Annotated in this window: 21 protein-coding genes; 9 read left to right on the top strand and 12 right to left on the bottom strand. The window is 42.4% G+C overall.

What is annotated here, in order from left to right:
* The 7 genes from R7Q11_RS12455 (at position 1) to R7Q11_RS12425 (ending at position 7,082) form a co-directional block, all read left to right on the top strand.
* Entirely contained in the window at positions 1-354 is a 354-nt protein-coding gene (locus tag R7Q11_RS12455) for a DUF1293 family protein (protein WP_017822035.1), read from the top strand.
* Positions 355-365: 11 nt separating this feature from the next.
* Positions 366-611: a hypothetical protein gene (locus R7Q11_RS12450; RefSeq protein WP_015975174.1), complete on the top strand. Its 246-nt coding sequence runs from the start codon at positions 366-368 to the stop codon at positions 609-611.
* A 10-nt stretch (positions 612-621) separates the two neighbouring features.
* A complete protein-coding gene (locus R7Q11_RS12445) occupies positions 622-855 on the top strand; it encodes a major coat protein (protein WP_015975175.1) in 234 nt (77 codons plus the stop codon).
* A 131-nt stretch (positions 856-986) separates the two neighbouring features.
* Entirely contained in the window at positions 987-2,516 is a 1,530-nt protein-coding gene (locus R7Q11_RS12440; RefSeq protein WP_225466480.1) for a methyl-accepting chemotaxis protein, read from the top strand.
* Between the two features lies 1 nt (position 2,517).
* Positions 2,518-2,832 (top strand): DUF2523 family protein, encoded by a 315-nt coding sequence (locus R7Q11_RS12435; RefSeq protein WP_017822026.1) that lies wholly within the window; start codon positions 2,518-2,520, stop codon positions 2,830-2,832.
* The gene (locus R7Q11_RS12430; protein ID WP_225466479.1) at positions 2,829-3,971 is read left to right on the top strand and encodes a zonular occludens toxin domain-containing protein; all 1,143 of its coding nucleotides are present in this window, start codon (positions 2,829-2,831) and stop codon (positions 3,969-3,971) included. The genes R7Q11_RS12435 and R7Q11_RS12430 overlap by 4 nt, the downstream gene beginning before the upstream one ends.
* Before the next feature lie 471 nt (positions 3,972-4,442).
* The gene (locus R7Q11_RS12425) at positions 4,443-7,082 is read left to right on the top strand and encodes an SIR2 family protein (protein WP_225466478.1); all 2,640 of its coding nucleotides are present in this window, start codon (positions 4,443-4,445) and stop codon (positions 7,080-7,082) included.
* A gap of 104 nt (positions 7,083-7,186) precedes the next feature.
* Here the strand turns inward: R7Q11_RS12425 and R7Q11_RS12420 are convergent, their stop codons facing one another.
* The 4 genes from R7Q11_RS12420 to matP all read right to left on the bottom strand — a co-directional run bounded on the left by R7Q11_RS12420 (position 7,187) and on the right by matP (position 9,269).
* A complete protein-coding gene (locus R7Q11_RS12420) occupies positions 7,187-7,552 on the bottom strand; it encodes a phage protein (protein WP_080540156.1) in 366 nt (121 codons plus the stop codon).
* A gap of 502 nt (positions 7,553-8,054) precedes the next feature.
* Positions 8,055-8,378, bottom strand: a complete 324-nt coding sequence (locus R7Q11_RS12415) for a hypothetical protein (RefSeq protein ID WP_054574161.1) — start codon at positions 8,376-8,378, stop codon at positions 8,055-8,057.
* 114 nt (positions 8,379-8,492) lie between these two features.
* Entirely contained in the window at positions 8,493-8,804 is a 312-nt protein-coding gene (locus tag R7Q11_RS12410) for a DUF3634 family protein (protein WP_225466477.1), read from the bottom strand.
* 15 nt (positions 8,805-8,819) lie between these two features.
* Complete coding sequence (matP, locus tag R7Q11_RS12405) at positions 8,820-9,269, bottom strand: macrodomain Ter protein MatP (protein ID WP_005396497.1); 450 nt, start codon at positions 9,267-9,269, stop codon at positions 8,820-8,822.
* 210 nt (positions 9,270-9,479) lie between these two features.
* On the opposite strand from matP, the gene R7Q11_RS12400 reads away from it, so the two are divergent.
* Positions 9,480-11,120, top strand: coding sequence for a Lon protease family protein (locus R7Q11_RS12400; RefSeq protein ID WP_170890639.1), 1,641 nt, complete (start codon positions 9,480-9,482; stop codon positions 11,118-11,120).
* Between the two features lie 70 nt (positions 11,121-11,190).
* A complete protein-coding gene (gene fabA / locus R7Q11_RS12395; RefSeq protein ID WP_005390081.1) occupies positions 11,191-11,709 on the top strand; it encodes a bifunctional 3-hydroxydecanoyl-ACP dehydratase/trans-2-decenoyl-ACP isomerase in 519 nt (172 codons plus the stop codon).
* A 140-nt stretch (positions 11,710-11,849) separates the two neighbouring features.
* On the opposite strand, the gene rmf is transcribed toward fabA, so the two are convergent.
* The 8 genes from rmf to R7Q11_RS12355 all read right to left on the bottom strand — a co-directional run bounded on the left by rmf (position 11,850) and on the right by R7Q11_RS12355 (position 25,588).
* On the bottom strand, positions 11,850-12,023 hold the full coding sequence (gene rmf / locus R7Q11_RS12390) for a ribosome modulation factor (protein ID WP_005377453.1): 174 nt from the start codon (positions 12,021-12,023) through the stop codon (positions 11,850-11,852).
* A 181-nt stretch (positions 12,024-12,204) separates the two neighbouring features.
* A complete protein-coding gene (locus tag R7Q11_RS12385; RefSeq protein WP_033905318.1) occupies positions 12,205-13,938 on the bottom strand; it encodes a DUF3466 family protein in 1,734 nt (577 codons plus the stop codon).
* 7 nt (positions 13,939-13,945) lie between these two features.
* Entirely contained in the window at positions 13,946-15,865 is a 1,920-nt protein-coding gene (locus R7Q11_RS12380) for an ABC transporter ATP-binding protein (protein ID WP_225466476.1), read from the bottom strand.
* On the bottom strand, positions 15,843-16,085 hold the full coding sequence (locus R7Q11_RS12375; RefSeq protein ID WP_017821808.1) for a glutaredoxin family protein: 243 nt from the start codon (positions 16,083-16,085) through the stop codon (positions 15,843-15,845). The genes R7Q11_RS12380 and R7Q11_RS12375 overlap by 23 nt, the downstream gene beginning before the upstream one ends.
* Positions 16,086-16,106: 21 nt before the next feature.
* Positions 16,107-18,227, bottom strand: a complete 2,121-nt coding sequence (rlmKL, locus tag R7Q11_RS12370) for a bifunctional 23S rRNA (guanine(2069)-N(7))-methyltransferase RlmK/23S rRNA (guanine(2445)-N(2))-methyltransferase RlmL (protein ID WP_225466475.1) — start codon at positions 18,225-18,227, stop codon at positions 16,107-16,109.
* A gap of 486 nt (positions 18,228-18,713) precedes the next feature.
* The gene (locus R7Q11_RS12365; protein WP_005377444.1) at positions 18,714-19,256 is read right to left on the bottom strand and encodes a cell division protein ZapC; all 543 of its coding nucleotides are present in this window, start codon (positions 19,254-19,256) and stop codon (positions 18,714-18,716) included.
* Between the two features lie 168 nt (positions 19,257-19,424).
* Entirely contained in the window at positions 19,425-20,435 is a 1,011-nt protein-coding gene (pyrD, locus tag R7Q11_RS12360; protein WP_017634281.1) for a quinone-dependent dihydroorotate dehydrogenase, read from the bottom strand.
* A gap of 311 nt (positions 20,436-20,746) precedes the next feature.
* Positions 20,747-25,588, bottom strand: a complete 4,842-nt coding sequence (locus R7Q11_RS12355) for an NAD-glutamate dehydrogenase (protein ID WP_225466474.1) — start codon at positions 25,586-25,588, stop codon at positions 20,747-20,749.
* Positions 25,589-25,766 lie beyond the last annotated feature (178 nt).

Here is a 25,766-nt window from a genome sequence, read left to right as displayed (position 1 = left end):
ATGGCTAAATCCGTTTTTGTACTTGGCATGGATATCACTTGGAACTCAGCACGTGGTGACAGTGCTCAACTGAACGTGTCGCGTCCTCTACGTGAAATCAACTCAGAGAAATTCAAACGCCGCACTATCGGTGAATCCGGTGATGTGAATCCACAGTGGGACCAACCGTTGATGATTGATCATCAATACGCCCTATTACTTGAACGTACGGGCGCCCTCGTTCCTCGCCGTGAATACCAATTGCGTTTGGAGATTAACCCAGACGATCCATTGGCAGGTGCCATTGTGACAGAACTCATCCCTGTGGATGACGACATCAAGAAACATTTTGAAGCCTCGTTAAAGGCTAAATAAGGAATTTCGTTATGCCTGTGTGTGCTTTACCTAACGCGGACGGTTTTCTCGCTGTCGTTCCTGACATTGAAGCGGCTTCATGCAGTGGTTATGTCATGGTCACGGCTCAAGAATATGACACGTTAATGAGCTACACACAGCTGACTCCAGGAGAGATATCTCAAGCGTTCGGCTTGGGTTTCACCTTGGTGTTCGTTGGCGGATATCTCTCAACTTACGCCATCAAAATGGCAATACGTTTAATAAAACTACTTTGAGGAATCTGTTATGAAACGTCTAAACGCGCTTAAAAAGTTCGGTAAACAAGCGGCGGCAACCGTCACTGTTGCGGTGCTTTCTGTCCCTGCTATGGCGGCGGAAGGTGGTGCCGCTGACCCGTTCTCCGCTATCGACTTATCTGGTGTGGCAACCAAAATCGGCGCGGCTGGTCTGGTGATTGTCGGCATTACTATGGCTTACAAATCCATCACTCTTGCTAAGCGTGCTGTGAACAAGGCTTAAGTTTATGTTGGCCGTTCTCCACGATGTCCAACTCATCGTCTTTGTGCTTTTGGGTGGCATTGCCGGATACGTGGCCAGCCAAAACTTTAGAGGATAAGGGGGCTTCGGTCCCCTTTTTTAATGGTGAAAACGTGAATAAATCACTCTTTTTGCTTCTGTTTTCGTGCTTGTTCCTGTCATGGCATGCAAGCGCAGCTCAACCTACTTACGCTGTGAGAGATGTTATCGCTTATCCCGACTGTAAGCTGTCTAGGGGGATGAGAGTTAATCCTTATTCTTATGTCTCTTGTTATGAAAATAAGTTTGTTCGATACAAAGACTTCTCCACTAAGTCATGTTACATGGATAGCGATGAGTTCGGCTTACGTATAATGTGTAATACCGACAGCTCTTCTTTCCCGAAAATTCAAACTGTATGGTTCCGTCATGATACTGCTAAGTGTCCAGCTGACTATGAAATGATAGAGGATGGTGACAGTGTCACCTGCGAACCTATCGTTCCTGCCTGTGAGTATGGTGAAAACCCTGACGGCACCTGTATGGACGCTTGCCAGTTCAAAAAATCTATTGATGAAACCAAGCTGCTTCAATGGCTGGCGTACGTCTACGGTGAACAAGTTACTGGGGCATGCTATGGCGACTTTGGTGCAACCCGATGCGAACTAGAACGCATTCCTAGTGATACCACGCTGTGTACGGGCGTTGATTCTGGCGAATGGACACAAAACACAATCTGTCATGGAACGTTCCAGTTCAAAGGCAATCAGTGTGAAGGCGGCACACTCTTCTGGGGTAAAGATGGCCCTGACACCCCTATTATTCCTGATGACCCCATTCATGAACCTGACGACCCGACAGGTGACATCGAAGACCCTAGCGTATTACCTGACGACTCAACCAATACGGTGAATCCACCGGATACCGACAGTGAGCCAGACGTGGAAGAGCCTGACACCGATGAATCGACAGACACGGCAGTTCTGAAAGCCATTACTGGGATGAATAAGGACGTCAACAAAGCCCTGAATGACATGAACATCGACATCAATCAAGCCAGTGCTGACGTTCAAAACCAAATCATTGCGCTGAATGCGTCGATGGTCACCAACACGCAAGCCATTCAAAAGCAGCAAATCAACGACAACAAGATTTACGAAAACACTAAGGCCCTTATCCAACAAGCGAATGCTGACATCACCACGGCCATGAACAAGAACACCAATGCCGTTAATGGTGTGGGTGACGACGTAGAGAAAATTGCAGGCGCAATGGATGGTATCGCGGATGAAGTTTCCGGTATTTCTGACACCTTAGACGGTATCGCAAACACAGATACGTCTGGCGCAGGTACGGGTGGTACGTGTATCGAGTCCCAAAGTTGTACTGGCTTTTATGAGTCGGGCTATCCCGATGGTTTAGGTGGTTTGGTGTCCGGTCAGTTAGATGATCTTAAACACAACACCATCGACAACTTTGTGAACTCGTTTGGTGACCTCGACTTATCCAGTGCCAAGCGCCCTTCTTTCGTGCTCCCTGTGCCGTTCTTTGGTGACTTCAGCTTTGAGGAACAAATCAGCTTTGATTGGGTGTTCGGTTTTATTCGTGCGGTACTCATCATGACGTCAGTGTTTGCGGCGCGTCGTATTATTTTTGGAGGTTAATATGGATTGGTTAGTCGATTTATTTAACAAGCTGTTGGTGTTCCTCTATCAGCTTTTAATCTCGCTGGTCAACATGCTCAAAGACCTGTTCTTTTGGGCGGTTGAGCAAATCATGGCAATGGTGAATCTGTTGCTCTCTGGTGTGTTCTCCCTATTCGCTCCGGTCGATATGAGCCAGTACATGACCAGTATTCCGCCTACGGTGGCTTGGGTCATGGCGGCGGTCGGTGTGCCTCAATGCCTGTCTATCATTCTGGCCGCTATTACGGTGCGCTTGATGCTGCAATTGATTCCGTTTACGAGGTTAGGCTCATGATATACGCCATAGCAGGAAGACCAGGAGGCGGTAAAACCTATGAGGCGGTTGCCTACCACATTATTCCGGCCATTAAGGATGGCCGTAAAGTCATCACCAATATCACCTTAAACATTGATTGGTTCGTTAAGGTATTTGGTGAAGACGTTCGAGAACTCATCAAAATTGTGGATGGCCGTTTAACGGATTTTGGTTCAACCTCGCGCCCGTTCAGCCAGATTGAAGATTACTCGGACGAATGGCGCAATGAAAAAGGACAAGGACCACTTTATGTGGTCGATGAGGCGCACATGAGCTTGCCAAGTCGAGGTTTGGCCGCGCCCATTCTAGAATGGTACTCAATACACCGTCACTACGGTGTCGATATCATCTTGCTCACGCAGAACATCCGCAAAGTGCATCGAGACATTAAGGACATGATTGAAGTGACCTACCGATGCACAAAGAACACGGCCATGGGCTCAACCAGTTCTTACACCAAGAAAGTGCAAGATGGTTGTGCCGGTGAAGTGGTGAACACCTCTACCCGATTTTATAAGTCAGAATACTTCCCGTTCTATAAGAGTCATTCGCAATCCAACAAACAAGTGCAGGAAGCCGAAGCAAAAGACATTCGCCCGTTCTGGAAGCGTTGGCCTGTCGTCGGAACGGTGGTGCTGTTATCGCTTGGGTTGGTTTTCAATATCTGGGCTTGGTGGCCGGAGCCAGAGCAACCGCCCGCCCCCGTTAAACCGCCACAACCAGTACAAACGCAACTGCCTGATGGAACGCCTACGGTAGATACGGCAGAAACCAAAGCGAAGAAGAAAAAGAAAGCATCAGGGTTTGGGCCTTTGGAAGATTACGACTTCTACATCACCGGATACGCAAAGCAAATCGCCTACGCCAAACGGCTGAAGTATGCTGCCGAACTCGACCGTGAACTGACGTTCTACAAGATATACATCGATGTGTACGATGGCCGCGACAAGCTATTCAGTTTCGATCATCTGGACTTGGTAAAGATTGGGTATCAGTTCGAAGTGTTGAGCGATTGCGTGTATCGAGTGACTTGGGAAGAAACAGAGAGGATTTTCACGTGCGGCCAAAGAGAAAAGCCATCTGACATATTGCAGCAAAACATGCCTGTCCATATCTAGACCGCTCGCCACAGCGTCGAAGCTAGCGCAGTCTGCGTAGACCGAGGAAGCGGAACATGTAGGACACCAAACCTTGGCACTTCCACACCGAACTTAATCATGGGGCTCTATACGAGCCCTTTTTTATTATGTGCGCGGTATTGCGAGCATTTTGGGAGGGGCCCGCTTTGCGGGAGGGACCTAAAAGCGGAGCAAACCCCCGAATCTGTATTACGGGGGTAAATTCCCACTCCTTAATAGCGTTGTGCACTAGCACAAAAAACGAATTAAGAAGGCTTGGCTCAATCTATTAAATATGTCCTATATACATTATGGAATTTCTTCTTATCAAAACTGAAGCAAATCAAATACAGGTGTTTGTAAGAACCTTGTCAGATCTCTTTGCTTAAGTTAGATCACATATATGTGTGTGATCACTATTCCATAGTTTTATTAGTGTTTATGATAACTCAAACCATTTAGCTTGAGGAAATGATGAAGTATCTGGAACTAAAAAAAGAGCTTGGGCATAAAGAAAGAACTATCAATGACTTGGTTTCATACCTTAGAACAAGGACGAGTCTCTCAAACCCCAATTACAGCTTACTATTGGGAGCTGGAGCTTCAGTAACATCGGGAATACGAAGCGGAGCTCAATTGGTAGATACTTGGAGAAAGGAAATTTACGAACTTTACTCTAGTGAAGAGTATATAGATTCTCAAACTGCAAAAAACTACCTGATGACTAAAGAAGGCTCTTGGTACTCTGAACAAAACGAATACTCTGCTCTATTTGAAAAAAAGTTTGATTTGCCATCGCAACGTAGGCGGTTTGTAGAGCAAGAAGTTGATCAAGCTACGCCTTCTATTGGTTACGCGTATTTAGTGTCGCTAGCAAATGAATGTGATAGGTATCTAGGAACGATATATACAACCAATTTTGATGATTTGATAAACGAAGCTTTCTACCAGTTTTCCTTGAACAGACCCCTAGTTTGCGCTCACGACTCAAGTGTGAATTCACTTAGTGTCAGTTCAACTAGACCAAAAATAATCAAATTGCATGGTGATTATTTGTTTGATGATATAAAAAGCACGCTCAGGGAAACAGAGTCTTTGGAAACAAATATAAAAAATAAATTTATAGAGTTTTCTAAAGAATATGGGTTAATTGTTGTAGGTTATGCAGGTCATGACAGGTCAATAATGGATGTGTTAAACCATTTATTAAAATCAGAAGATTATTTTAAAAATGGTATTTACTGGTGCATTAGAGATGGTGACGTAATTAGTCCTGAAGTAAGAAAATTAATTTGGAAAGAAAGAGTTTACTTTGTAAAAATTGATGGTTATGACCAACTAATGGCTGAGTTACACCATAAGTTAATAGGTGAACTCCCAGTTAAGGACAATCTTTTTGAGTCAAAGCATGAGAGAATTTTAGGCTCCTTTGCCACTGATAGAAATGAACTATCTAAAACTTCCGATTTCATTCGTTCAGACATAACGAAATTAAAGCGACATAAAAGCGAAATTGATATATCAAACTCAATCCGTGACTTAAATCTTAGTGAGTTTGAAGATGAGATATCAGAGTCAATTTTTAAATCATTACTAAAAATCGATTCTTTAATAAAAAATAATGAGTTCGAGCCTGCGCTTAGTATTGCTGAGAAGTATATTAACGAGTTAAATGGATCACGAGAAACAGCACTATTTATAAGAAAAATGATTTTCATGTGCTCGAAAACCAATAGGCATACAGATGCCATTAAGTATTGTGACATGCTAATTGATATAGACGAGTACAATCACGAGTACTACTTAATGAAAGCAGACTCTTACCAGAAGATTACAGAGACTTGTACTTTCTTAAAAGAGCACCTAAACAGATTCCCATCAAACTCCGAGTTTCTAGTAGGTATAACTAGAAGAGCCCTTCGAGAATACTCTTCAGTTAGAAGACCTACATTTGAGATAAAAGAAATCTTTGATATTGTAGAGAGCTGTCTAACTTTAGACCCTTCTCTTGACAACCCCTCGTGGAGTTTAATGCTTTCTTTGATTGAGTTGAAGTATAAAGGAAAGAACGATAAAAACTCATACGAAAAAAAGAAAGAAGAAGTTGACGAACTCATTAATCGAGCTGGGGCCATTAATCCAGATCACATCAGGTATTTGAATCTCATATCTGAAAGTGTGATACTTGATAGTAAAGAATCTATAGATAGTGCTTTGCAGCGTAACCAAAAAGTATTTGATAAGTCTAAACGTTCTAAGAAGAAAAAAATATTCTCAAATATATGCGGAGTTTATTCTTATCTCGCTGAATGCCCCCTTAATGATATAAACTCTCATGAAATGCTGCAAAACTTCTTCGAAGGAGATTTGGTTAAAGAAGCAAGCTTTAAAAAAGATATTTCTTCCTATTATTTAATCAAGGCGTTTTATGAGATTAACGTCAATGATGATTTTAAAGAGTTTAAAGACTGCGTTATAAAAGCTAGCAAGGCTAGTGATGCCTATGAATCAGCGGCAGCTATTGTAAATATGATGCTCCGCCAACTTGACAACCCAGATTTGGCTCGCTCATTCTTGAAAGAGAATGAAAGTGAACTCAACGAAGTTGTTTACTTCCACCTACAATCTGAAGTAGAGCTTTTCTTAGGTAACTTCGATTTGGCCTTAGATCATTTAGAGAGTTCATATTCATTCGGACTAACTCTTGAAAACTATATAACATCTAAATGTTTTATTTTAGTGAAGAGTGAAAAGTATAAAAAAGTTATCGACTTTGTAGATGAAAATAAAGATTTAAATCTAAGCGAAGAGCAAAAATCCATATTACTTGTGAATAAGGAATTTTCAAAGAAACAGTTAAATATGGGAATAAAAGAAGTAATTTTGAGAAATATTATTGGTAAAAAACTGGGAATGGGAATGAACGCTGCTTGCTTCTCAATTCTTGGTGATTTAGCAGCTGCACAGAGAGCTATCGATGATAACATTAAGAAAGATAGACTTAATTATGGATTACATAAAACTTGGATTGTTCTAGACAGCTCATTGTTAGAAAAGCATGACCATACTATCTCTGGATCTCAGAAAAAGCCGAACTTGGCAGTAGCTTAAAAAAAATGGCACAGTTATCTGTGCCATTTTCTTAGCATTATTCTGAAATGAAGAAAACTTAGAAGTGTTTTAAGATTACCAGGCTCCTTGTTGTGGAGCCTTTTTTACATCATTTTCTTTAGTGCTCTAGCATACCTCAACACTCGCCCTGCAGCTTCTAGGTCAGTCAAAGCCCCAATTTCTAACAATGCTATTCCGGTTAAAACTTGCTGAGCAGTAACTAACTGGCCTGTTGGAAGTTCTAATCTATCGTAATGCATTTTAAAGTGTTCCCACTGTACAGATGGGCTCAGTTCCCTTCCTTTGGTCATTCTCATGAGCCGTTTACACTCAGGAGGAATGGTTTTCCCTTTATCCCATTCTTTGACTGTTCTCACAGTTTTTAAACAAAGTTCAGCAGCTTGTTCGACGGTTAAACCACATTCAAATTCACGAAAAATATAGTTTTTAGTCATTTCGTGATACTTCATTGAATAGTCCCTCAAAAGAGAGACATTTTATAGGACTGGCATATGCAATCGCATTCAACATAAGCAGATATAATGCGCACTGAGGGGAATGTAAACTCAAAGCAATAATGTCCGGTTTTAGCTACTTTAATGTCATCCTAAGATTAACAGCTTTAACCGAGGTTTCTGTGGGCTTGCAATCGCTAGTTTGGTTTGTGGTTATGCTTACGAAGCAAATCAAATCTCTTATTGAAAATTGATGCGCGCTTAGTCCTCGACTTACTGGCGTGTTCTTCCGTAAGTACCTGAATCAATCTATGTATGGTGATGATGGCCAACTCACTGAATTTGCCATTCAATGGCATCACGATTACTAACTTAAGCGCTACCAAACAAAAAAGCCTTTCATACTCGCCTCGTACAACAGCAAAAATCAGCTAAACGCTCTAATCGCTCCGCAACGAAATCTGCCAAAAATCACGAGCTCAGTTCACTCGCTCTTAATCAAGGCGTTCTGAAACATTTATAAGCCTGTGGTTATATGGAGGCGAATGTACTTTTCGGGGTATTTGTAACGATAGCGTTTTCCTTTCTTCAAGTTGGACTTAACGTACCTACACACTTTTTGGTCACCACTACTGGTTACTCTTTTTATTACTGCGTTTTTACTTTTGTGCTCCATTTCTATCATGACGTCACAATAACCTTGATAGCCATCAAACTTATTGTCTACTTTCTTTTGAAGCTTAGTCTTAATCTTTTTAGCCAACAGGTTCGTTTCTGAATCGTCAGCAAAAACTGAATTACTTGCAAAGATCAATATCATTAAAGTTACAACGTATCTCATCGTTTTGGTCCGTTTATGTTGTTGATTGTTCAATGATAAGTAATTTTTCTGTAGATACGAAAATGGGACGCCACATTGCGTCCCATTTAACATGATGAAGTAACTGATATGTAATTAAGCGCGCTTCTTGCCTTTGTTTGCTTTGAAGCCCTGGTGCGGAAAAACGTTACGAATCCTCTGTTGAACTTTTTTGGGAATGCCTTTGGAAAAGCTTAAGCGCATTCCTGTTCGTTGGCTATACACCTTCATTTCACCAGTAAACGGGTTATGCTCACTAATATCCTGTAAGTTGTGTTTGAAAGAAGGAGGTAGATGCCCTTTTACGTTACTAATATGGCCATTATCGAACTTTACTTTTAACACCGGCCTATCGACTGCGATCAACCAAAAGATCACGATGGCTGCAATTAAGGTTACATATAACATTTGGCACTCCCTATCCTAGCTAGATAGCAATTTACTCAAATCCTCTTTAATTGAGGTAACTTTTTGACTCGCTTTTTCACTTCTCGACGCTTCGGAAAGCAAATATTCAATTGCGTCAGATAACGTACAACCAAGTTCATTCGCTCTACTAGAAAGCTTTTCCCAAACTCGGTAATCTAAATCAATGGATTTCTTCTTTGTATGGACTTGCTCTGCATTGAAGTGACGTTTCCGTTTCGCTCGGATAGCCTGCTTGAGTTTATTATCTAACTCTTCTGACATGTGGTTTTCTATCCAAGCTAAGACAAGTGTAGGCTCGTGTTCAAGGCGTTTTAGTTCTGCGACCGCTGCATCTGCTTCGCTTGTATCAATATGTCGGGTAATCGCTTCACCATCTTTCCATTTTTTGATGAGATACTTCCATTTCCACCCACATTCTAGATTCTCAAGCTGCTGATATTTCATTTGTTCCGACCCATAAACATAACCTAGTGACAGCGTAACCCAGATGGTTTGCTTGGGCAAATAAAACTCTTAGAAGTATCGATGTTGATCACTCATTTGTCTAAGTATTGTTCATTGAGAGATGAATGCCGAGAGCAAACCAAATTGGTGCTAGGGTGTTATAGTCCGTTTCGTTATAATGTCGGCAAGATTGAATTACGATGAATTTTAATGAACCAACTTAATTGGCAAGACGTAACACCTTCACTTGAGCAGTACGAAGCACTTTTAAAGTCTGCACCTTCGTTAACAAAGAAGTCTTTTACTGATCTCCAACCGAGAATGTCGGCAACGATATCTCGTTTTTCAAAAATTTCCGGATTGACGCGAGTACTACTCATTAACTGCGTAGATAATTCTGTATATAGAGAGTTCATCAGTAAAGCTCTTCAGAGCCAGTCTAACGCTGCGATAGTTTTTTCGGAATCACTTGATGCCAAACGTTTATTTGACCGTTACAGTGTTGATGTAAGTGGTGATATTGCCTTCCAACCTGGTTTAATTTCACAGGCAGATAACGGTTACTTAATTGTACCGGCTAATCTAATTTTGGCTAACCCAGGGCTTTGGCCAAATATAAAGTCTGCAATTCAACAAAACCTTATCGAGCCACTGAACCTAAGCCCTACTCGTTTACCTACTTCAGTACCGCAAGCTAAAGCTTATGATGTAAAACTGATTGTAACAGGAGAAAGAAGTCAGTTAGCAGAGCTAGAATACATCGATGAAGACTTCTGTTCTGGCTTTGCCATGTATACGGAAGTTGAAGAAGATATTCATCTGTCAGAGCAGAATTTGACAGATTACTTTGGTTTAGTGAACTGGATATGTTCTCAATATCAGCTGCCTCACTTAACTGAATGTGGTTTTAGAAGATTGTTGCTAGCCGGTATGAGATTTACTGAAGATCAACATTATCTGCCTTTAGGAGTAATGTGGCACTCTCAACTTCTAACGCTTGCCAGCCAGTTCAGTGATGGTCACGCATTAGATTACAAGTCGTTAGATAAAGCGATTGACGACAAGTATTACCGAGAATCTTACCTTCCTCAGCGTGCCGTGTACGATATTTTAGATGGCCAAGTCATCATTGAGACAACTGGGGAACAAGTTGGTCAAATCAATGGCCTAACCGTTATTGATATGGCTGGGCACCCTGTCAGCTATGGTGAGCCTGCACGAATATCTTGTGTAATTCATTTTGGTGATGGCGATGTTTCCGATGTTGAGCGCAAAGCTGAGCTTGGAGGCAATCTACATGCAAAAGGCATGATGATTATGCAAGCTTTCTTGAGCTCTGCTCTGAAACTGGATGAACCACTGCCTTACTCAGCCTCCATCGTATTTGAACAGTCTTATAGTGAAGTTGATGGTGACAGCGCATCTCTTGCAGAACTTTGTTGCTTGGTAAGTGCTTTATCTGAATCTCCAATTAATCAACAAGTTGCGGTTACAGGGGCTGTTGATCAGTTTGGTCGAGTGCAAGCCGTTGGTGGCTTGAACGAAAAAATTGAAGGTTTTTATCAGGTTTGTAAACATCAAGGTTTTACAGGAAATCAAGGTGTTGTGATGCCAAAATCAAACCTTAAACACCTTGCATTACATAAAGATGTAATAGAAAGCATTAAAAATGGTGAGTTCCATATTTGGTCCGTTTCTACCGTAGATGAAGCTATTCCGATTGTAATGAATAAACCTTTTAGAGGTGAAGACGATAGCATTATTGGCAAAATAGCGGAACGTATTGAAAACTTTGAAAGACATGAGCATCCAGAAGGAATTGTGCAGCGCATCAAAAACTGGTTTGTCTAGTACTGATCGGAGTTGTTTAGCGTACACGTGTTCACTAAGATGCAGCTATCAAAAATTGGAGTAATTGATAATGCAAAACAAACGTGATTCTTATAACCGTGACGATCTACTTGCTTCTAGCCAAGGCGAACTGTTTGGGCCTGGTTACCCTCAGCTTCCTGCGCCAAACATGCTAATGATGGATCGTGTTACTAAAATGTCTGAGACTGAAGGCGATTTTGGTAAAGGTTTGATCTTGGCGGAATTGGATATTACTCCAGATTTGTGGTTCTTTGACTGCCACTTCCCTGGCGACCCAGTAATGCCGGGTTGTCTTGGCCTTGATGCGATGTGGCAACTTGTTGGTTTCTTCCTTGGCTGGGTTGGTGGCAAAGGAAAAGGTCGTGCTCTGGGTGTTGGCGAAGTGAAGTTTACAGGTCAGATCCTGCCAACAGCGAAAAAAGTGACGTACGAAATCCACATGAAACGCGTTGTAAACCGTAAGCTTGTGATGGGTTTGGCTGACGGTCGTGTATGTGTGGACGGCAAAGAAATCTACGTAGCAAAAGATTTGAAAGTTGGCTTGTTCCAAGACACTTCAAGCTTCTAATCACGATTTTAATCGATTTATTAAGGCTCCTATTTAGGAGCCTTTTTGTTATCGAGTGTTAACCTACTTCCCTATGTCCCTATAATGTAGAAAAGGCTCCGTAGAGCCCTTTCGAATCCTTCTTTTTGTATGTGGAGAGTTTATTTGTAGAGACCAGATTGTCTTTCATCTCTGGCATCACGCCAACCACCTAACCAATACGACCGAGCATCAACTTGTTGATATGGGCAAGCCTCTTGAGACCTTCCATTCAATCCAGCTTTGTAGCCTTGAGATTGAGCTCGTTCTAGGCGATCACGCTTTTGTCTCTTCATAGTTAATTCCTCATACAGGTCCATTTACTAACGTACAGCTGTTATTGTGAAACTTTGATGGAGTTTTTATGACTCCACTTATAAGAATCGATCAAAGTAGGCAATTTCTCAAGGCATAAAAAAAGCAGAGACTCAAATGTGTGAGCCTCTGCTTGATTTAAAAATTACTGACGATTTTTAACTATTTTCTACGGAACCCAAACAATCCAAGCATGGTCAAAGCTAACCAACCAAGGCCTGCACCTTGACGCTCTGTCGTCGTTGAGTCAATGCTTCGAGATACGATGTCGTCCTTAGTTGCGTCAGCAATAGGTACTAGTTTGACTGCTACAATTTGCTCTTCAGAGCTACATGTCGCATTGTTTGCTGTTGTGCTATAACCACCTGCACATTTCATAGCAGTACCAGAGATCACACCTGCATCATTGATATCAGTTGCGTCGATAATACGGAACTGATTGTTTTGTTCAGAGTAATCACCGCCATTAGTCAAACTGTCTAGGAACCAAGCTTTTCCATTAAACAATGTTGCAGCACGTTCACTAGTCTCGCCACCTAGGCTATATGGATAGATAAAACCGCGCTTACGACGTGGCTTGCCATCGTCTTCACGAGTCGTTTCCGCATCAAGTTGCCCGACGATTTCATTGTAAGAGTTGATACCGCCCATCTTACCGCCCGCACCGCTAAAGAAAATGCCAGTAGTTGGGTAAAAAGCGCTAATAGAATCCTTACGAACATCATCTACGATAAAGAGACGATTCGGAGCAGAGCCCGTTGGCATTAAGTATCCGCCCGAACGTTTCGCTTCACCAATAGCAACAAAATTAGAGTTAACGTCGGTTAAGCGTGAGTTTGTATGAACCGTATCATCACCTTCGCGCTGTCTAGCTCCTACAACAACTTTATTTTTCCAAGTTGCGTTTTCAACGCTACCTTCGGCTTCTAGAGTTCCGACAAAAACAGTCGCATTCAGGTAGTTATCATCACTGTAAGTGTTGTAACCTACGCCATAGACCGTTGTTCCATCAGTGACAAGGTCACGCATGCTCCCTTGAGCTAACCTTTCTCCATCTTTAGATGTGCCACTAGGCCAAGCCAATTCACTGACGGTTCCGCTTTGATCCCAAATCGCTGCTTTTGATGTGTGGTGAGATCCATTGGTATTGCTTGCTGTTCGAGAAACACTGCCAACAGTAAAAATGCCGTCTGTGCTCCAAGCATGGCTTTGCACAACACTTGCGTCACTATCGCCAGTAAGAATATTTGGCTCTACTGGTGCAACTACGGTATTTCGTGTTTCTAATGTAGAAGCATTTTCTGTGCTAACTTTACTCTGATTACCGACAGCTGCACCATCCTCGGTAAGCTGGTTGATAACATTGTTATATTCATTTTTATAAGCAGCAGAATCTTCTTCTATGAACGCTAACGCATTAGAAGTAAAGTCTTTACTACGTTCTTTATTCCACGGCGTCCAGTTTACTGAAGCCCATGAGTCACAGGTGGAATAGCGAAGCTGGTTGTAACAGTAACGCTCAAAGTCTTTGAGTTCTTGGATGTAATAAAAGCCAGCGTCTAATCCGAATGGGATTTCTTCACGATAGCTGTTCCCATCCACGGCTTGTGTCGCTGAAATCGGTGTAGTGCGAGTTTCCATTGCAAGTTTAAACTGCTCTGGCGTGCAGTTTGCTGCTGCATCAAAGCAGCCTAAAGCGAAAGGTGAACCTGTTGAAGGGTCTGTACCTGCATCGCCCTGTTGAATTGCAACCCCGTAAGCCGTTTGGTAGTCACCGTTTGAACCATGATCCTGAGGTGAAACCTCAACAACTTGATACAATGCCGCCTGTGCGTTCATTGTGGTACCAACCATCATTGCAATGGCGGTCAATTTGAATTTATTACTACAATTCATTGAATTCTTAACTATCCTGTTGCATTGCTTCGAGTTCTTCCCATCTCTCGAATGCGATTTCCAACTCCTGCTCTAGTGCAGCAAGCTGTTCCAATACCGGCTGAGTTTGCTCTACAGGTTTAGCAAAGAACTCTGGATCGTTCACTTGCTCCTGAAGGCTCTCGATATCCGACTCTAATTGTTCAAGTTTAGCTGGTAGAGCCTCTAATTCTCTTTGCAGTTTATACGATAACTTCTTCGAATTGTTCTTAGGTTGCGTAGTTTTGGGAGTTTCCTCAACCACTTTCTCTTTCTTCGTTGCTTTTTCAACCTGGTTGCGCGAAGCAAGAACTTGGTCACGTTGCTGTTTAGCATCATGATAACCACCAACGAACTCTTCGATCATACCGTTACCCTCAAAAATCCAGCTGGTTGTTACTGTGTTGTCTACGAACTCACGGTCGTGACTCACTAACAATAATGTACCCTGATAATTGGCAAGCATTTCTTCTAAAAGTTCCAACGTTTCGATATCCAAATCGTTAGTTGGTTCATCAAGAATAAGTAAGTTGTTTGGTTTCAACAAGATACGGGCTAGCAATAATCGGTTTTTCTCACCACCAGAAAGTGCCTTAACCGGGGTTCTGGCGCGCTTAGGTGCAAATAAGAAGTCTTGAAGATAACTCAGCGCATGACGCTGACGTCCCCCAACCATTACTTCTTGTTTCCCATCCGCTAAGTTATCGATCACTGTCTTTTCTGGATCCAAAATCTCTCGGTACTGATCAAAGTACGCGACTTCTAATTTTGTTCCGCAGTGTAAACGACCAGACTGCGCTGACAATTGCCCTAGTAGCAATTTAAGTACCGTACTCTTACCGCAGCCATTTGGTCCGATAAGTGCAATACGGTCACCACGCATGATGTTAAAGCTAAAGTCGTCGACAATTGTCTTGCCTTCGTAAGCAAAAGATACATTTTCTGCTTCAAATACAATCTTACCTGAACGAGAAGCATCATCGATGTTTAGGTTAACTTTACCTTGAACTTCACGACGGTCACGACGCTCTTCACGAAGTTTTTTAAGGGCTCGAACACGGCCTTCATTACGAGTACGACGTGCTTTAATGCCTTGACGAATCCACACTTCTTCCTGAGCTAGTTTCTTATCGAACTCAGCATTCTGCATTTCTTCGACGCGAAGCATTTCTTCTTTGTCATTCAAATACTGTTCGTAATTACCAGGGAAAGAAGCTAATTGACCGCGATCTAAGTCGACGATGCGTGTCGCCATCGACTTGATGAATGCACGGTCGTGAGAAATAAAGATGATCGAGCCTTTGAAGTCTTTTAAGAAGTTCTCTAACCATTCGATCGTTGTCACATCGAGATGGTTTGTTGGTTCATCAAGAAGCAATACATCAGGATCACAAACCAGCGCACGAGCTAAAGCAGCTTTACGTTGCCAGCCACCGGATAGATCGGTCAGTTTGGTTTCAGGGCTTAGTTTTAAAGCGCCAAGTACGTTCTTAACACGGTCATCAAAGCGCCAAGCATTAGAATGATCAAGCTGCTCTTGAACTTTCGCCAAACGGTTAATGTTCTTCTCACTTGGGTCTTGAGCAACAAGATCGAGAAGATCGTGATAAATCTTCAATTGTTCGCCGATTTCAGCCAAACCGCCAGATACGTATTCGTAAACCGTACCCTCTTGATTGCGCGGTGGATCTTGTTCAAGCCGAGAAACTACTACGTCTTGAGTTATTTGAATCTTGCCATCATCCAACAAAATGTCGCCGGCAAGCACTTTCATTAACGTGGACTTACCTGCTCCGTTACGACCAACTAAACAAACGCGTTCGTTTTCTTGAAGAGCGAACTCCGCTTTGTCTAGCAATGGGTGGTCACCAAATGCAAGTTGTGCGTTATGAATGGTAAGTAATGCCATTATTATCCAACCAATGTGTGAGTTGTTCTAAGTCAAACGGCCAGTTCAACTCAGAATCTTGATATTTTAATACGGGTATTGTGACGCCGTAACGAGAAAATAGTACATCATCAAACGCAATATCAATGATATCTGTTTGCTCGGCCAAACCGACTTGGTCTACTAGAGCAAATGCCATCTCACAAAGATGGCATCCCTCCGTGCTATACAATATCAGCACGTATTAATCCTTTTGTTTATACTACGCGTGCGTTACTAGCCAACAGTTATGAATCTGTTTATTACGCGAAAAATCTAATGGTAACGTTTGAGAAGAAATATTCTGAGCCTTCAAACCCAATTCAGCGAGTGATTCTTCATCCATCTTGAAGTGACGTTTGTTATTTGAAAATACGATTGTGCCTTCACTTCTCAGTAAACGTTTGAGGTTCTTCATTAGCTTAATGTGGTCACGTTGTACATCGAATGATGTTTCCATACGCTTAGAGTTAGAGAACGTAGGAGGGTCAATAAAGATCAAGTCGTACTCACCTTTTGCGTTTTCTAGCCATTGCAAACAGTCCGCTTGTTCATATTTATGTTGGCGCCCTACACAGCCATTAAGCTGCATATTGTCTTTCGCCCAGTTCAAGTAGGTGTTTGACATATCGACAGTTGTAGTGGAACGCGCACCACCAACTGCAGCGTGCACTGTTGCACTACCAGTGTAAGCAAACAAGTTAAGGAAATCTTTACCCTGTGCCATTTCGCCAAGACGACGACGAGTGATCTTATGATCCAAGAACAGGCCTGTGTCTAGGTAGTCATGAAGGTTCACGATCAGCTTCACACCGTACTCGTTTACTTCGAGCGTCTCTGATACCTGACCTAATTTTTGGTACTGGCTTCGACCTTTCTGCTTCTCACGAACTTTCAGTACAACTTTGTTCGCTTCGACACCTGTCACCTGAATCGTCGCACGGATAATGTCCGTTAGACGACGCTTGGCTTTTTCTTCAGGGATGTTCTTAGGTGCTGCGTACTCTTGAATCACAATTTGATCGCCGTACACGTCGATCGCTACGTTATATTCTGGAAGGTCTGCATCGTAGATACGGTAGCAGTCTAGTTTCTCTTTACGCGCCCACTTGCCAATCTTGCCAATGTTTTTCTTCAAACGGTTTGAGAAGTCTGGTGCGATTTGAACGTTAGTATCTGCACCTTTAACTTCATCAGCGCTGCGCTCGGCAATGCTGTAGTTCTTTTGGTTACACGGTAACGCACCATTGTTCAATTTAAACTGTTTATCAGCGCGCATACGAAGGCAACTCAAGAGCTCGTCTGAGCTAGAGAAGATAGATGCTTTACATCCGCCAAACTCAGATTTTAGCTGTCCACCGAATGCGGTATAGAGCGCAATCAGCCCCGGCTCAGTTCCTAGACGCTCACCGTAAGGTGGGTTTGAAACGATAACACCGTGTTCAAATCCTGCGGGACGAGTAATAGTTGCAGCATCACCTTGCGCAAACTCAATCAACTCTTCAACACCTGCTCTGCGGGCGTTTTCTTGAGCGACTTTTAATACTTTGGGGTCGTTATCGAATCCAAAAAACTTAGCGTCAACTTTCTTGACACCTCGTCTAGCTTGAACATTAGCCTCTGATTTAATCTCAGCCCAGGTCTCCGGTTCAAAGTCTTCCAAAACTTCGAAGCCCCATTGTTTGCGCTTAACGCCAGGTGCCATGTTGGCTGCCATCATCGCCGCTTCAATAAGCAAAGTACCAGAACCACACATTGGATCGAGTAGTGGTTGATGCCCATCCCAGCCACAACGCATGATAATCGCAGAAGCAAGCGTTTCACGTAATGGCGCACGACCCGATTCTGGTCGATAACCACGCTGATGAAGACCACTACCTACCATGTCTACCCCAAGCAACGCTTTATCTTTATGCAAACGAACGTGAATACGAATATCTGGGCGTTCTTTGCTGATATTAGGACGTGGCAAGCCTTTATTCTCAAAGCAATCTACGATGCCATCTTTGACCTTCATAGCTCCGTATTGGCTATTTCTAATCTCACGGTTTGTGCCGTTAAAGTCCACAACAAAGCGTTTAGAGCTATGAAATTGGTTAACCCAGTTAATAGTGGAAGTGGATAGATACAAGTCCATGTCGTTGTTACACGTGAACTCAGATAAAACACGTACAAATCGAGACGCTAAACGGCTCCACAAACAACAGCGATAAACCTGTTCGTTTGTCGCTTTAAATTTTACGCCTGCCTGTACTGGTTTCGCATTTTCAATGCCTAGTTTAGTCAGTTCTTCAACAAGCAAATTTTCCATGCCATTTGAAGTTACCGCGAGATATTGATTCATAGTGTTCTTTCGCTGATAAAAAATGGCTTCAATTATACCTGACTTTACGATCAATGCCTCGTTTTTAAAGGTATTTTCCCACCCGTTAGTTCAAATCATCACCACTCAAATGATCTAAAACTTTCAACATCTTTAGTTTGAATGTTTTTCATTCATGAACGTATTTTGTTTCCTTTAGAAGAAGTGAATACTTATTTACATGCATTTTGGTATACACCAGTCGGGATTGGTTGATGTAAATTACTTACAAATACCCTTTATAGGGGAATAAATAGGGTTGTTTTAGGCGCTAGGTTGCCTAATTAAAGGAGTAATCAAATTGAAATAAGTAAAATAAAAGTGACCAGCTTCATGTTTGCATGCATAGAAAACAAACAGTTTCATGGTCTTTCGGATTGGAGTGTCAGAGGAAAGGACAAAAAAAATCGACCCAATAAGGTCGATTAAGGCAAACAAAGGAACGAAATAAAGAAAAATTAAACAGCTTCAACCCACCATTGCCATAGGGGTCATTGCAAAGAGGTGGTTTGCACAAGCCATGCGATCATGCATTACTTTAATCGGCTGCCCAAATTGAAGCGCCTTATTGCCATCAAGAACAAAGGCTTCTTGGTTAACATAAGCACATAAGCTCGATGTTTCGCCTGGTTCTAGAACGATGAACATACCATCAGAATATTGATTTGTGAGAAAGACCATGTCCCCTTCTTGAGGTTCATAATCAGAGGACTGTGCATCGAAGAACCAGCTCTTAGGCTGTACAGGTTTATGAAAACGCTTTGCAGCAACACAATACAGTGTTAATTCAGCTTGGCGATATTCACTGATATCGAGACAGCGAATGCGCTCATTAAACGTTTGAAATGCGCTGGCGTCATCAACGGTAAATTCACTGTTTGAGAAGGCACAGTTAACCAACAATTTTCGGGATAGATTGGTTTGGAAAATCATTTCCTCCCCCAGATCCAGCATTAAGCAAGCTTTTTGCTCGTCAAAATACCAATTCCATTTGTCGCTGGGTTTAAGCATTATTCCGTTCTCTCTTGACTAGTTAAATCAGTGGTAAAGAGGTAAGACGCTTAATTACCTACTCGTGATTTTTAAATTCTACAAACGAACGGATAAAAAAAAAGAGGAAACAAAGTCCTCTTTTTTATGTAACAGGTACTGATTTTTCAGTAGTTTTTGATGTATGTGTTAAAGATTCTTAACAATATCACGTACGAGACCTGGGCCGTGGTAAATAAAGCCAGTGTAGACTTGAACAAGTTTAGCGCCTGCCATGATCTTTTCTTTGGCTGCAACATAGGAATCTACACCACCAACACCGATAATTGGAAGTTTGTCTCCAAGCTCTTCATGAAGCTTACGTACGACCTCCGTAGAGCGTGATTGCACAGGGCGACCACTCAAGCCACCTGCCTCATTGGCGTGTTTCATCCCTTCTACGATCGTGCGATCCAAAGTTGTGTTAGTCGCGATCACACCATCTATATTGTTTTTCAATAAAGAATCGCAAATTTGGCAGATTTCATCGTCACTTAAATCTGGCGCAATCTTTAATGCTAACGGGACATACTTGTTGTACTTCTCTGATAACTCCGCTTGTTTCGCTTTTAATTCGGAAAGCAGTTCATCAAGCGCTTCACCATATTGAAGTGAACGAAGACCTGGAGTGTTTGGCGATGAGATGTTTACTGCAATATAGCCAGCATACTCATACACTTTTTCCATACAAATCAGGTAGTCCTCTGCCCCTTTCTCAATTGGCGTATCTTTATTTTTACCGATATTAATTCCGAGAACACAATTGAATTTTGCTCGTTTAACATTCTCGATCAAATTATCAACGCCTAGGTTATTAAAGCCCATGCGGTTGATGATCCCTTCTGCTTCCACTAAACGGAATAAGCGTGGTTTATCATTACCTGGTTGTGGTCGTGGCGTTACAGTGCCGACTTCGACAAAGCCAAAGCCCATGGCATCAAATGCTTCAATACATTCGCCGTTTTTATCTAAACCAGCCGCAAGACCAACAGGGTTACGGAATGTTAGACCCATACACTCAACTGGACGAGTTGGTAACTGTTGGCGGTAAAAGAGATCAAGTGGTGTGCCGTTAAAGCGTTGGAAGTTCTTGATTGCAAGATCATGTGCCTTCTCGGCATCGAGTTGGAAAAAGCCAGTTCTGGCTAGACGGTAAAGCATTGTGCCTCCGAAAGAAAAAAGCCCCGTATAAACGGGACAATATTATTTACCGTTTTTCATCGTAATTCAATGAAAATGAACGTAATAAGTAAAAACCTATATCTTTATAAGATTTTTAAATATAAAACAAACAATTACAATCAAGTTTCTGCGATAAAAATCGTAACTAACCGCTTAAAAGCAATCGATTTCACTCTGTTTTAATTTCAATTAAATGTGACAATGTAACTATTTTCGTTCCAAATGTGAATAATAGATAATAAAAAGCCCCGTTAAATAACGAGGCTTTTACTTATGACTTGATTATTCCACTACTCTTTCGATGAGCAGTTGAGGTTTAAAAGTACTAGCTCTCGAAGTGCTACAGAGAACTTAGCAAATTCGTGTACTGAGCCAACTTTGAACTCGTTTAAGATACTCTCCCAGCGGTGCAACGATTGCTCGTTAGTTTCAATCCAATCTTCTAACGCAGCCATCACGTCAAGCTCTTCGGTTGAGCAGCCACAAGTCAGTACCTGAGCGGTAAGTTGACGTTGTTGCCAGTCCAGATCTTCACGGAATGCCGCTCTTGCAAGTGCTTGCCAGTTGTTATCAACGGCTTGGCTATTAATTTGCTTCAAGAACCAATGCAACGATAAACGGTCACCCAAGTTAAAGTAGAGTTTCGATGCTTGCTCAACCGTTTTACCTGTTTCACTTGCTACTGATGAAATATCCAGTGCAGATTGTAAGCTTGATAAGCGGGCAACTTGGTGAGCGAGTTTCTCTTCAACCCCTTTCTCTATCCAACCTTGAGCCAACTCATTGTGTTCTTCAACTTCAGACTCAACTAACATAGTGTCTAGGGTTTCAGTGATAACATTGACATCTTGCTTGTAGATAGCAATCAACTCACCGACCGTGCATTTGCCGCTACGGTTACGAAGCAACCAGCGTGCAATTCGACGCAGTGCTCGGCGCACGTAAAACATAATTTCGTATTGAGCTTGCGCTGTCGCAACGTTATCAAGTTTGCGAGTTTGCTTGAGGATTTCTTCTAAATCAAAGATTTCTCTAGCCGCACTGTAAGCGTTGGCAATATCGACAACACTTGCACCAGTTTCTTCTTGCAAACGAGTAACGAAGTTACAGCCCATTTCATTAACCATCTGGTTAGCCAATGCTGTAGCGATAATTTCAGCTCGCAGTGGGTGATTAACCATTTGATCTTTATAGTTACGTCGTAACGCACTTGGGAAATATTCAACAAGTTGTTTTGCATGGAATTCATCATTTGCGATTTCATCCGTAACAAGTTGCTGTTTAAGTACCATTTTACCGTAGGCAACTAACACTGATAGCTCAGGGCGAGTCAGACCTAGTCCCTGTTTTTCACGCTCGATTAGCGTTTCATCATCAGGAATGTATTCGAGAGCACGGTCCAAGTACCCTGCTTTCTCCATAGTGTGGATGAATCGAATTTGCTCCTTAACAATGCCAACACCTTGCTGTTCAGTAACAGAGATCGACTCCGACTGACGGTAAGCATCATCCAAGACAATTTCACCCACTTCGTCTTCCATAGACTCTAGAATTTGGTTACGTTGCTTAACCGTAAGATCGCCATTTGAAACCAGTCCATTGAGGAAGATCTTGATGTTGACTTCATTATCCGAACAGTCAACGCCACCTACGTTATCAACGAAGTCCGTGTTCACTCGACCGCCAGTTAGTGCGTATTCGATACGACCAAGCTGAGTCATACCCAGGTTACCACCTTCGCCAACCACTTTGGCTCTTAAGTCACGGCCGTCAATGCGCAGCATGTCGTTAGCACGGTCACCAACATCTGTATGAGTTTCTGTCGATGATTTAACGTAAGTGCCGATACCACCATTCCAAAGAAGATCGACTTTCATTTTCAAGATCATCTTTATCAGATCGTTAGGCGCTAAAGATGCTTTCTTCGTACCTAACATTTTCTGAATTTCTGGCGTCAACTGGATCGATTTTGATCGACGAGAGAAGATGCCACCACCTTGAGAGATCAAGTCTTTGTTGTAATCTTCCCAGCTTGATCTTGGCAGATTAAACAAGCGGTTACGCTCTTCCCAGCTGCTGGCTGAATCTGGATTTGGATCAATAAAGATATGCATGTGGTTAAACGCAGCTTGCAATCGAATATGCTTCGATAACAGCATACCGTTACCGAACACGTCACCTGCCATATCACCTACACCGATTGCAGTAAAATCAGTGGTCTGACAGTTGATGCCCATTTCACGGAAGTGACGTTTAACAGATTCCCAACCACCTTTTGCGGTGATACCCATTGCTTTGTGATCGTAACCGTTTGAACCACCTGAAGCGAATGCGTCACCTAGCCAGAAGTTGTATTCTGCAGAAACAGAGTTTGCCAAATCTGAGAAGGTTGCTGTGCCTTTATCGGCAGCCACTACTAGATATGGGTCATCTTCATCGTGACGAACAACGTTTTGTGGTGGTACCACCTCTCCTTCAATGATGTTATCTGACACATCTAGCAGTGCACGGATAAAGCGTTTGTAACAACGCTGACCTTCCGCAAAAATTTCATCACGAGTGGTGAGAGATGGCTGGCGTTTACAAACGAAGCCGCCTTTTGCACCCACTGGTACAATTACAGTGTTCTTAACCTGTTGCGCTTTTACTAAGCCAAGAATCTCCGTACGGAAGTCTTCTTGACGATCTGACCAACGCAAACCACCACGAGCCACTTTTCCACCACGAAGGTGAACACCTTCAATATCTGGTGCGTAAACAAAGATCTCGAATGCAGGTACAGGCTGCGGAATCTCAGGAATATCGCTTGGCTTCATTTTCAAAGATAACCAAGGCTTAGGCTGCTTATTCTCGTCTACTTGGTAGTAGTTGGTACGAAGCGTCGCCATGATCATTTCAATATAACGACGAATAATACGATCATCATCCAAGCTCTCTACACGATCCAACTGCTCTGTTAGCTTTTTAATTAGATCGTTTTGGCCTTTCTCGCTGCCTTTGTGTTTCGGATCAAATCGCTTGGTGAACAGCTTGACTAAACCTGTCGCTAAGTCTGGGTAGTGGCTTAGCGTATCTTCGATGTACTGCTGACTGAATGGGAAGCCGACTTGGCGCATGTATCGTGCGTAAGTGCGAAGAATGGAAATCTCACGGCCAGATAAAGACGCACCTAATAACAATCGGTTGAAACCATCACTTTCAAGATTACCCGCCCAAATGGCAGCAAATGCTTGTTGGAAACGATCACGAGCTTCACGAAGGTCAACGGTTTTCTCGCTCTTATGCAGCATAGAGAAGTCAAGGATCCAGAAAGTCTGCCCGTTGTTTTTCTCGATCTCATATGGCGATTCGCCAATCACACGCAAACCAAGGTTTTCCAACATCGGCATTACGTCAGAAAGGTGAATTGGTTCATCGCGATGGTATAACTTTAAGCGGACAGCTTTGGAATCTGCACCCTCTTCTTGAGGTCGGTAGAACAACATGCCAAGTTTATTATCATCACTTAACGCTTCTAAGCGCTCGATATCTGCAACCGCAGAACCTGGCATCATGTCCTCTTTGTATGAGCGAGGGAACGCACTCATATATTCTTTTGAAAGAGGAAGGCCTTTACTTTCACCAAAGTTAGCAATGATGGATTCTTTTAGTCTGTCATCCCAAGAGGTAGAAACTTCCATTAGATTTTGCTCGATCTTTTTCACGTCTACGTCAATGTTGTTATTGTCTACACGAACAATGTAATGTGTTCTCGCTAGTGGGCTTTCTGAGAAGTACGTTGTAAATTCAACCTCTTGCTCGCAACCAAAGTACTGCTTAAGAATGCGTTGAGTTTGACGACGCAATTCTGTGTTGTAACGATCTTTAGTGACATAAACCATGCAACTGAAGAAACGACCAAATGGGTCTTTACGAACAAACAAACGCAGCAAGTCACGATCTTGCATTTGTACAACACCCATTCCCACCTCAAGCAGCTCTTCTTCATTAGCTTGAAGCAACTCGTCGCGTGGGTAGTTTTCTAAGATATTGTGCAATGCTTTGTATGAGTATGATCCGTGACGGTATCCACTTGCTTCAAGGATACGGTCAACTTTTTCACGGATCAAAGGAATACTTTGTACCGCTTGGTTGTAAACGGCGGAGGTATATAAACCAGTAAAGCGATGCTCACCTATTACTTTACCGTTTTCATCAAACTTCTTAATACCGATGTAATCAGTATAAGCTGGACGGTGGATACGAGATGCTTTGTTACCTTTGGTGATGATCAGAGCGTATGGTTTTTTCGCTTCTAATCGCGCTGAATCTGATAATTCAGAGAGCTTGACGCTACGCACGCGCTTGTCATCAGCAAACAGACCTAGTCCTTTTTCTTTAGCAGGAACAAGTTCGGTATCACCATTGACCTCTTTTAAGTCATAATCTTTATAACCCATAAAGGTAAAGTTATGATCTTCTAGCCAACGAAGAAATGCGATCGTTTCATCCATACGATCAGTTTGGATAGAAACACGATCTTTATTTTTCTCAAGTTCATCAGTAACAAACTTAAGCTTATCAACCATCTGCTTCCAGTCATCAACGACTAAGCGAGTATCAGATAGAATTCTTAACAGCTCTTCTTTAAGCGCTTGCATCTCGTCTTTACTAGTAAGGCGGTCTACCTCTATGTGGAAAAGTGATTGAAGAACACCACCCTCACCGTTTACGTCTGTAACTTGGCCTTTTTTATCACGCTGAATCTGTGTTGGGTTATTCAACATTAGGTGACAAACAAGATCCAAACGTGCTAAAGCCATTTTGACTGAGTCCACTAAGAATGGACTATCTGGAACAACAATTTCTACGATTGTGTGTGTGGATTGCCAGCCTTGACGACTTACGGTCGGGTTAAATACTCGAACCGAAATCTCTTCTGGTTTTTTTTCATTGATATGGTGCCAAAGGCTAACGACAGCACCATAAAGGTCGGATTCGTTTCGCTGAATTAGATCATCATCAGCAATGTTACTGAATAAGTGTTGAGCAAGTTTAGTTACAAGCGTTTGGTGAGAAAGCTCGAGTTTGTCTTGAATCAGTTGGTAAACCTTTTCAAGCAGAACCGGCACTACATTTTCACGCGCGGTCATATTCACACTCCACATTAGAATTGTTGTTTTGTAGGGGGACTTAGTAGCTAGGTTGTTACCTTAGAAACTAAGCATAGGTAATGCATGTGCCCATTGTAAAAGCATAATTACAAATGTTTAACAACTAATCGTAGTGGTAAGAGGTGAAATGTCCGATTCTGTGACTAAGATTCCTATT

The sequence above is a fragment of the Vibrio sp. 970 genome (assembly GCF_033339075.1).
This window is presented reverse-complemented; position numbering and strand designations above follow the sequence as displayed.

What these genes read in the sequence shown, in the direction of transcription:
- R7Q11_RS12385 (WP_033905318.1), bottom strand. Translation starts at nt 13,938, where the DNA reads ATGAATTGTAGTAATAAATTCAAATTGACCGCCATTGCAATGATGGTT.
- R7Q11_RS12400 (WP_170890639.1), top strand. Translation starts at nt 9,480, where the DNA reads ATGAACCAACTTAATTGGCAAGACGTAACACCTTCACTTGAGCAGTAC.
- matP (WP_005396497.1), bottom strand. Translation starts at nt 9,269, where the DNA reads ATGAAATATCAGCAGCTTGAGAATCTAGAATGTGGGTGGAAATGGAAG.
- R7Q11_RS12355 (WP_225466474.1), bottom strand. Translation starts at nt 25,588, where the DNA reads ATGACCGCGCGTGAAAATGTAGTGCCGGTTCTGCTTGAAAAGGTTTAC.
- R7Q11_RS12455 (WP_017822035.1), top strand. Translation starts at nt 1, where the DNA reads ATGGCTAAATCCGTTTTTGTACTTGGCATGGATATCACTTGGAACTCA.
- rlmKL (WP_225466475.1), bottom strand. Translation starts at nt 18,227, where the DNA reads ATGAATCAATATCTCGCGGTAACTTCAAATGGCATGGAAAATTTGCTT.
- R7Q11_RS12450 (WP_015975174.1), top strand. Translation starts at nt 366, where the DNA reads ATGCCTGTGTGTGCTTTACCTAACGCGGACGGTTTTCTCGCTGTCGTT.
- rmf (WP_005377453.1), bottom strand. Translation starts at nt 12,023, where the DNA reads ATGAAGAGACAAAAGCGTGATCGCCTAGAACGAGCTCAATCTCAAGGC.
- R7Q11_RS12365 (WP_005377444.1), bottom strand. Translation starts at nt 19,256, where the DNA reads ATGCTTAAACCCAGCGACAAATGGAATTGGTATTTTGACGAGCAAAAA.
- fabA (WP_005390081.1), top strand. Translation starts at nt 11,191, where the DNA reads ATGCAAAACAAACGTGATTCTTATAACCGTGACGATCTACTTGCTTCT.
- R7Q11_RS12410 (WP_225466477.1), bottom strand. Translation starts at nt 8,804, where the DNA reads ATGTTATATGTAACCTTAATTGCAGCCATCGTGATCTTTTGGTTGATC.
- R7Q11_RS12380 (WP_225466476.1), bottom strand. Translation starts at nt 15,865, where the DNA reads ATGGCATTACTTACCATTCATAACGCACAACTTGCATTTGGTGACCAC.
- R7Q11_RS12445 (WP_015975175.1), top strand. Translation starts at nt 622, where the DNA reads ATGAAACGTCTAAACGCGCTTAAAAAGTTCGGTAAACAAGCGGCGGCA.
- pyrD (WP_017634281.1), bottom strand. Translation starts at nt 20,435, where the DNA reads ATGCTTTACCGTCTAGCCAGAACTGGCTTTTTCCAACTCGATGCCGAG.
- R7Q11_RS12430 (WP_225466479.1), top strand. Translation starts at nt 2,829, where the DNA reads ATGATATACGCCATAGCAGGAAGACCAGGAGGCGGTAAAACCTATGAG.
- R7Q11_RS12420 (WP_080540156.1), bottom strand. Translation starts at nt 7,552, where the DNA reads ATGAAGTATCACGAAATGACTAAAAACTATATTTTTCGTGAATTTGAA.
- R7Q11_RS12435 (WP_017822026.1), top strand. Translation starts at nt 2,518, where the DNA reads ATGGATTGGTTAGTCGATTTATTTAACAAGCTGTTGGTGTTCCTCTAT.
- R7Q11_RS12425 (WP_225466478.1), top strand. Translation starts at nt 4,443, where the DNA reads ATGATGAAGTATCTGGAACTAAAAAAAGAGCTTGGGCATAAAGAAAGA.
- R7Q11_RS12415 (WP_054574161.1), bottom strand. Translation starts at nt 8,378, where the DNA reads ATGAGATACGTTGTAACTTTAATGATATTGATCTTTGCAAGTAATTCA.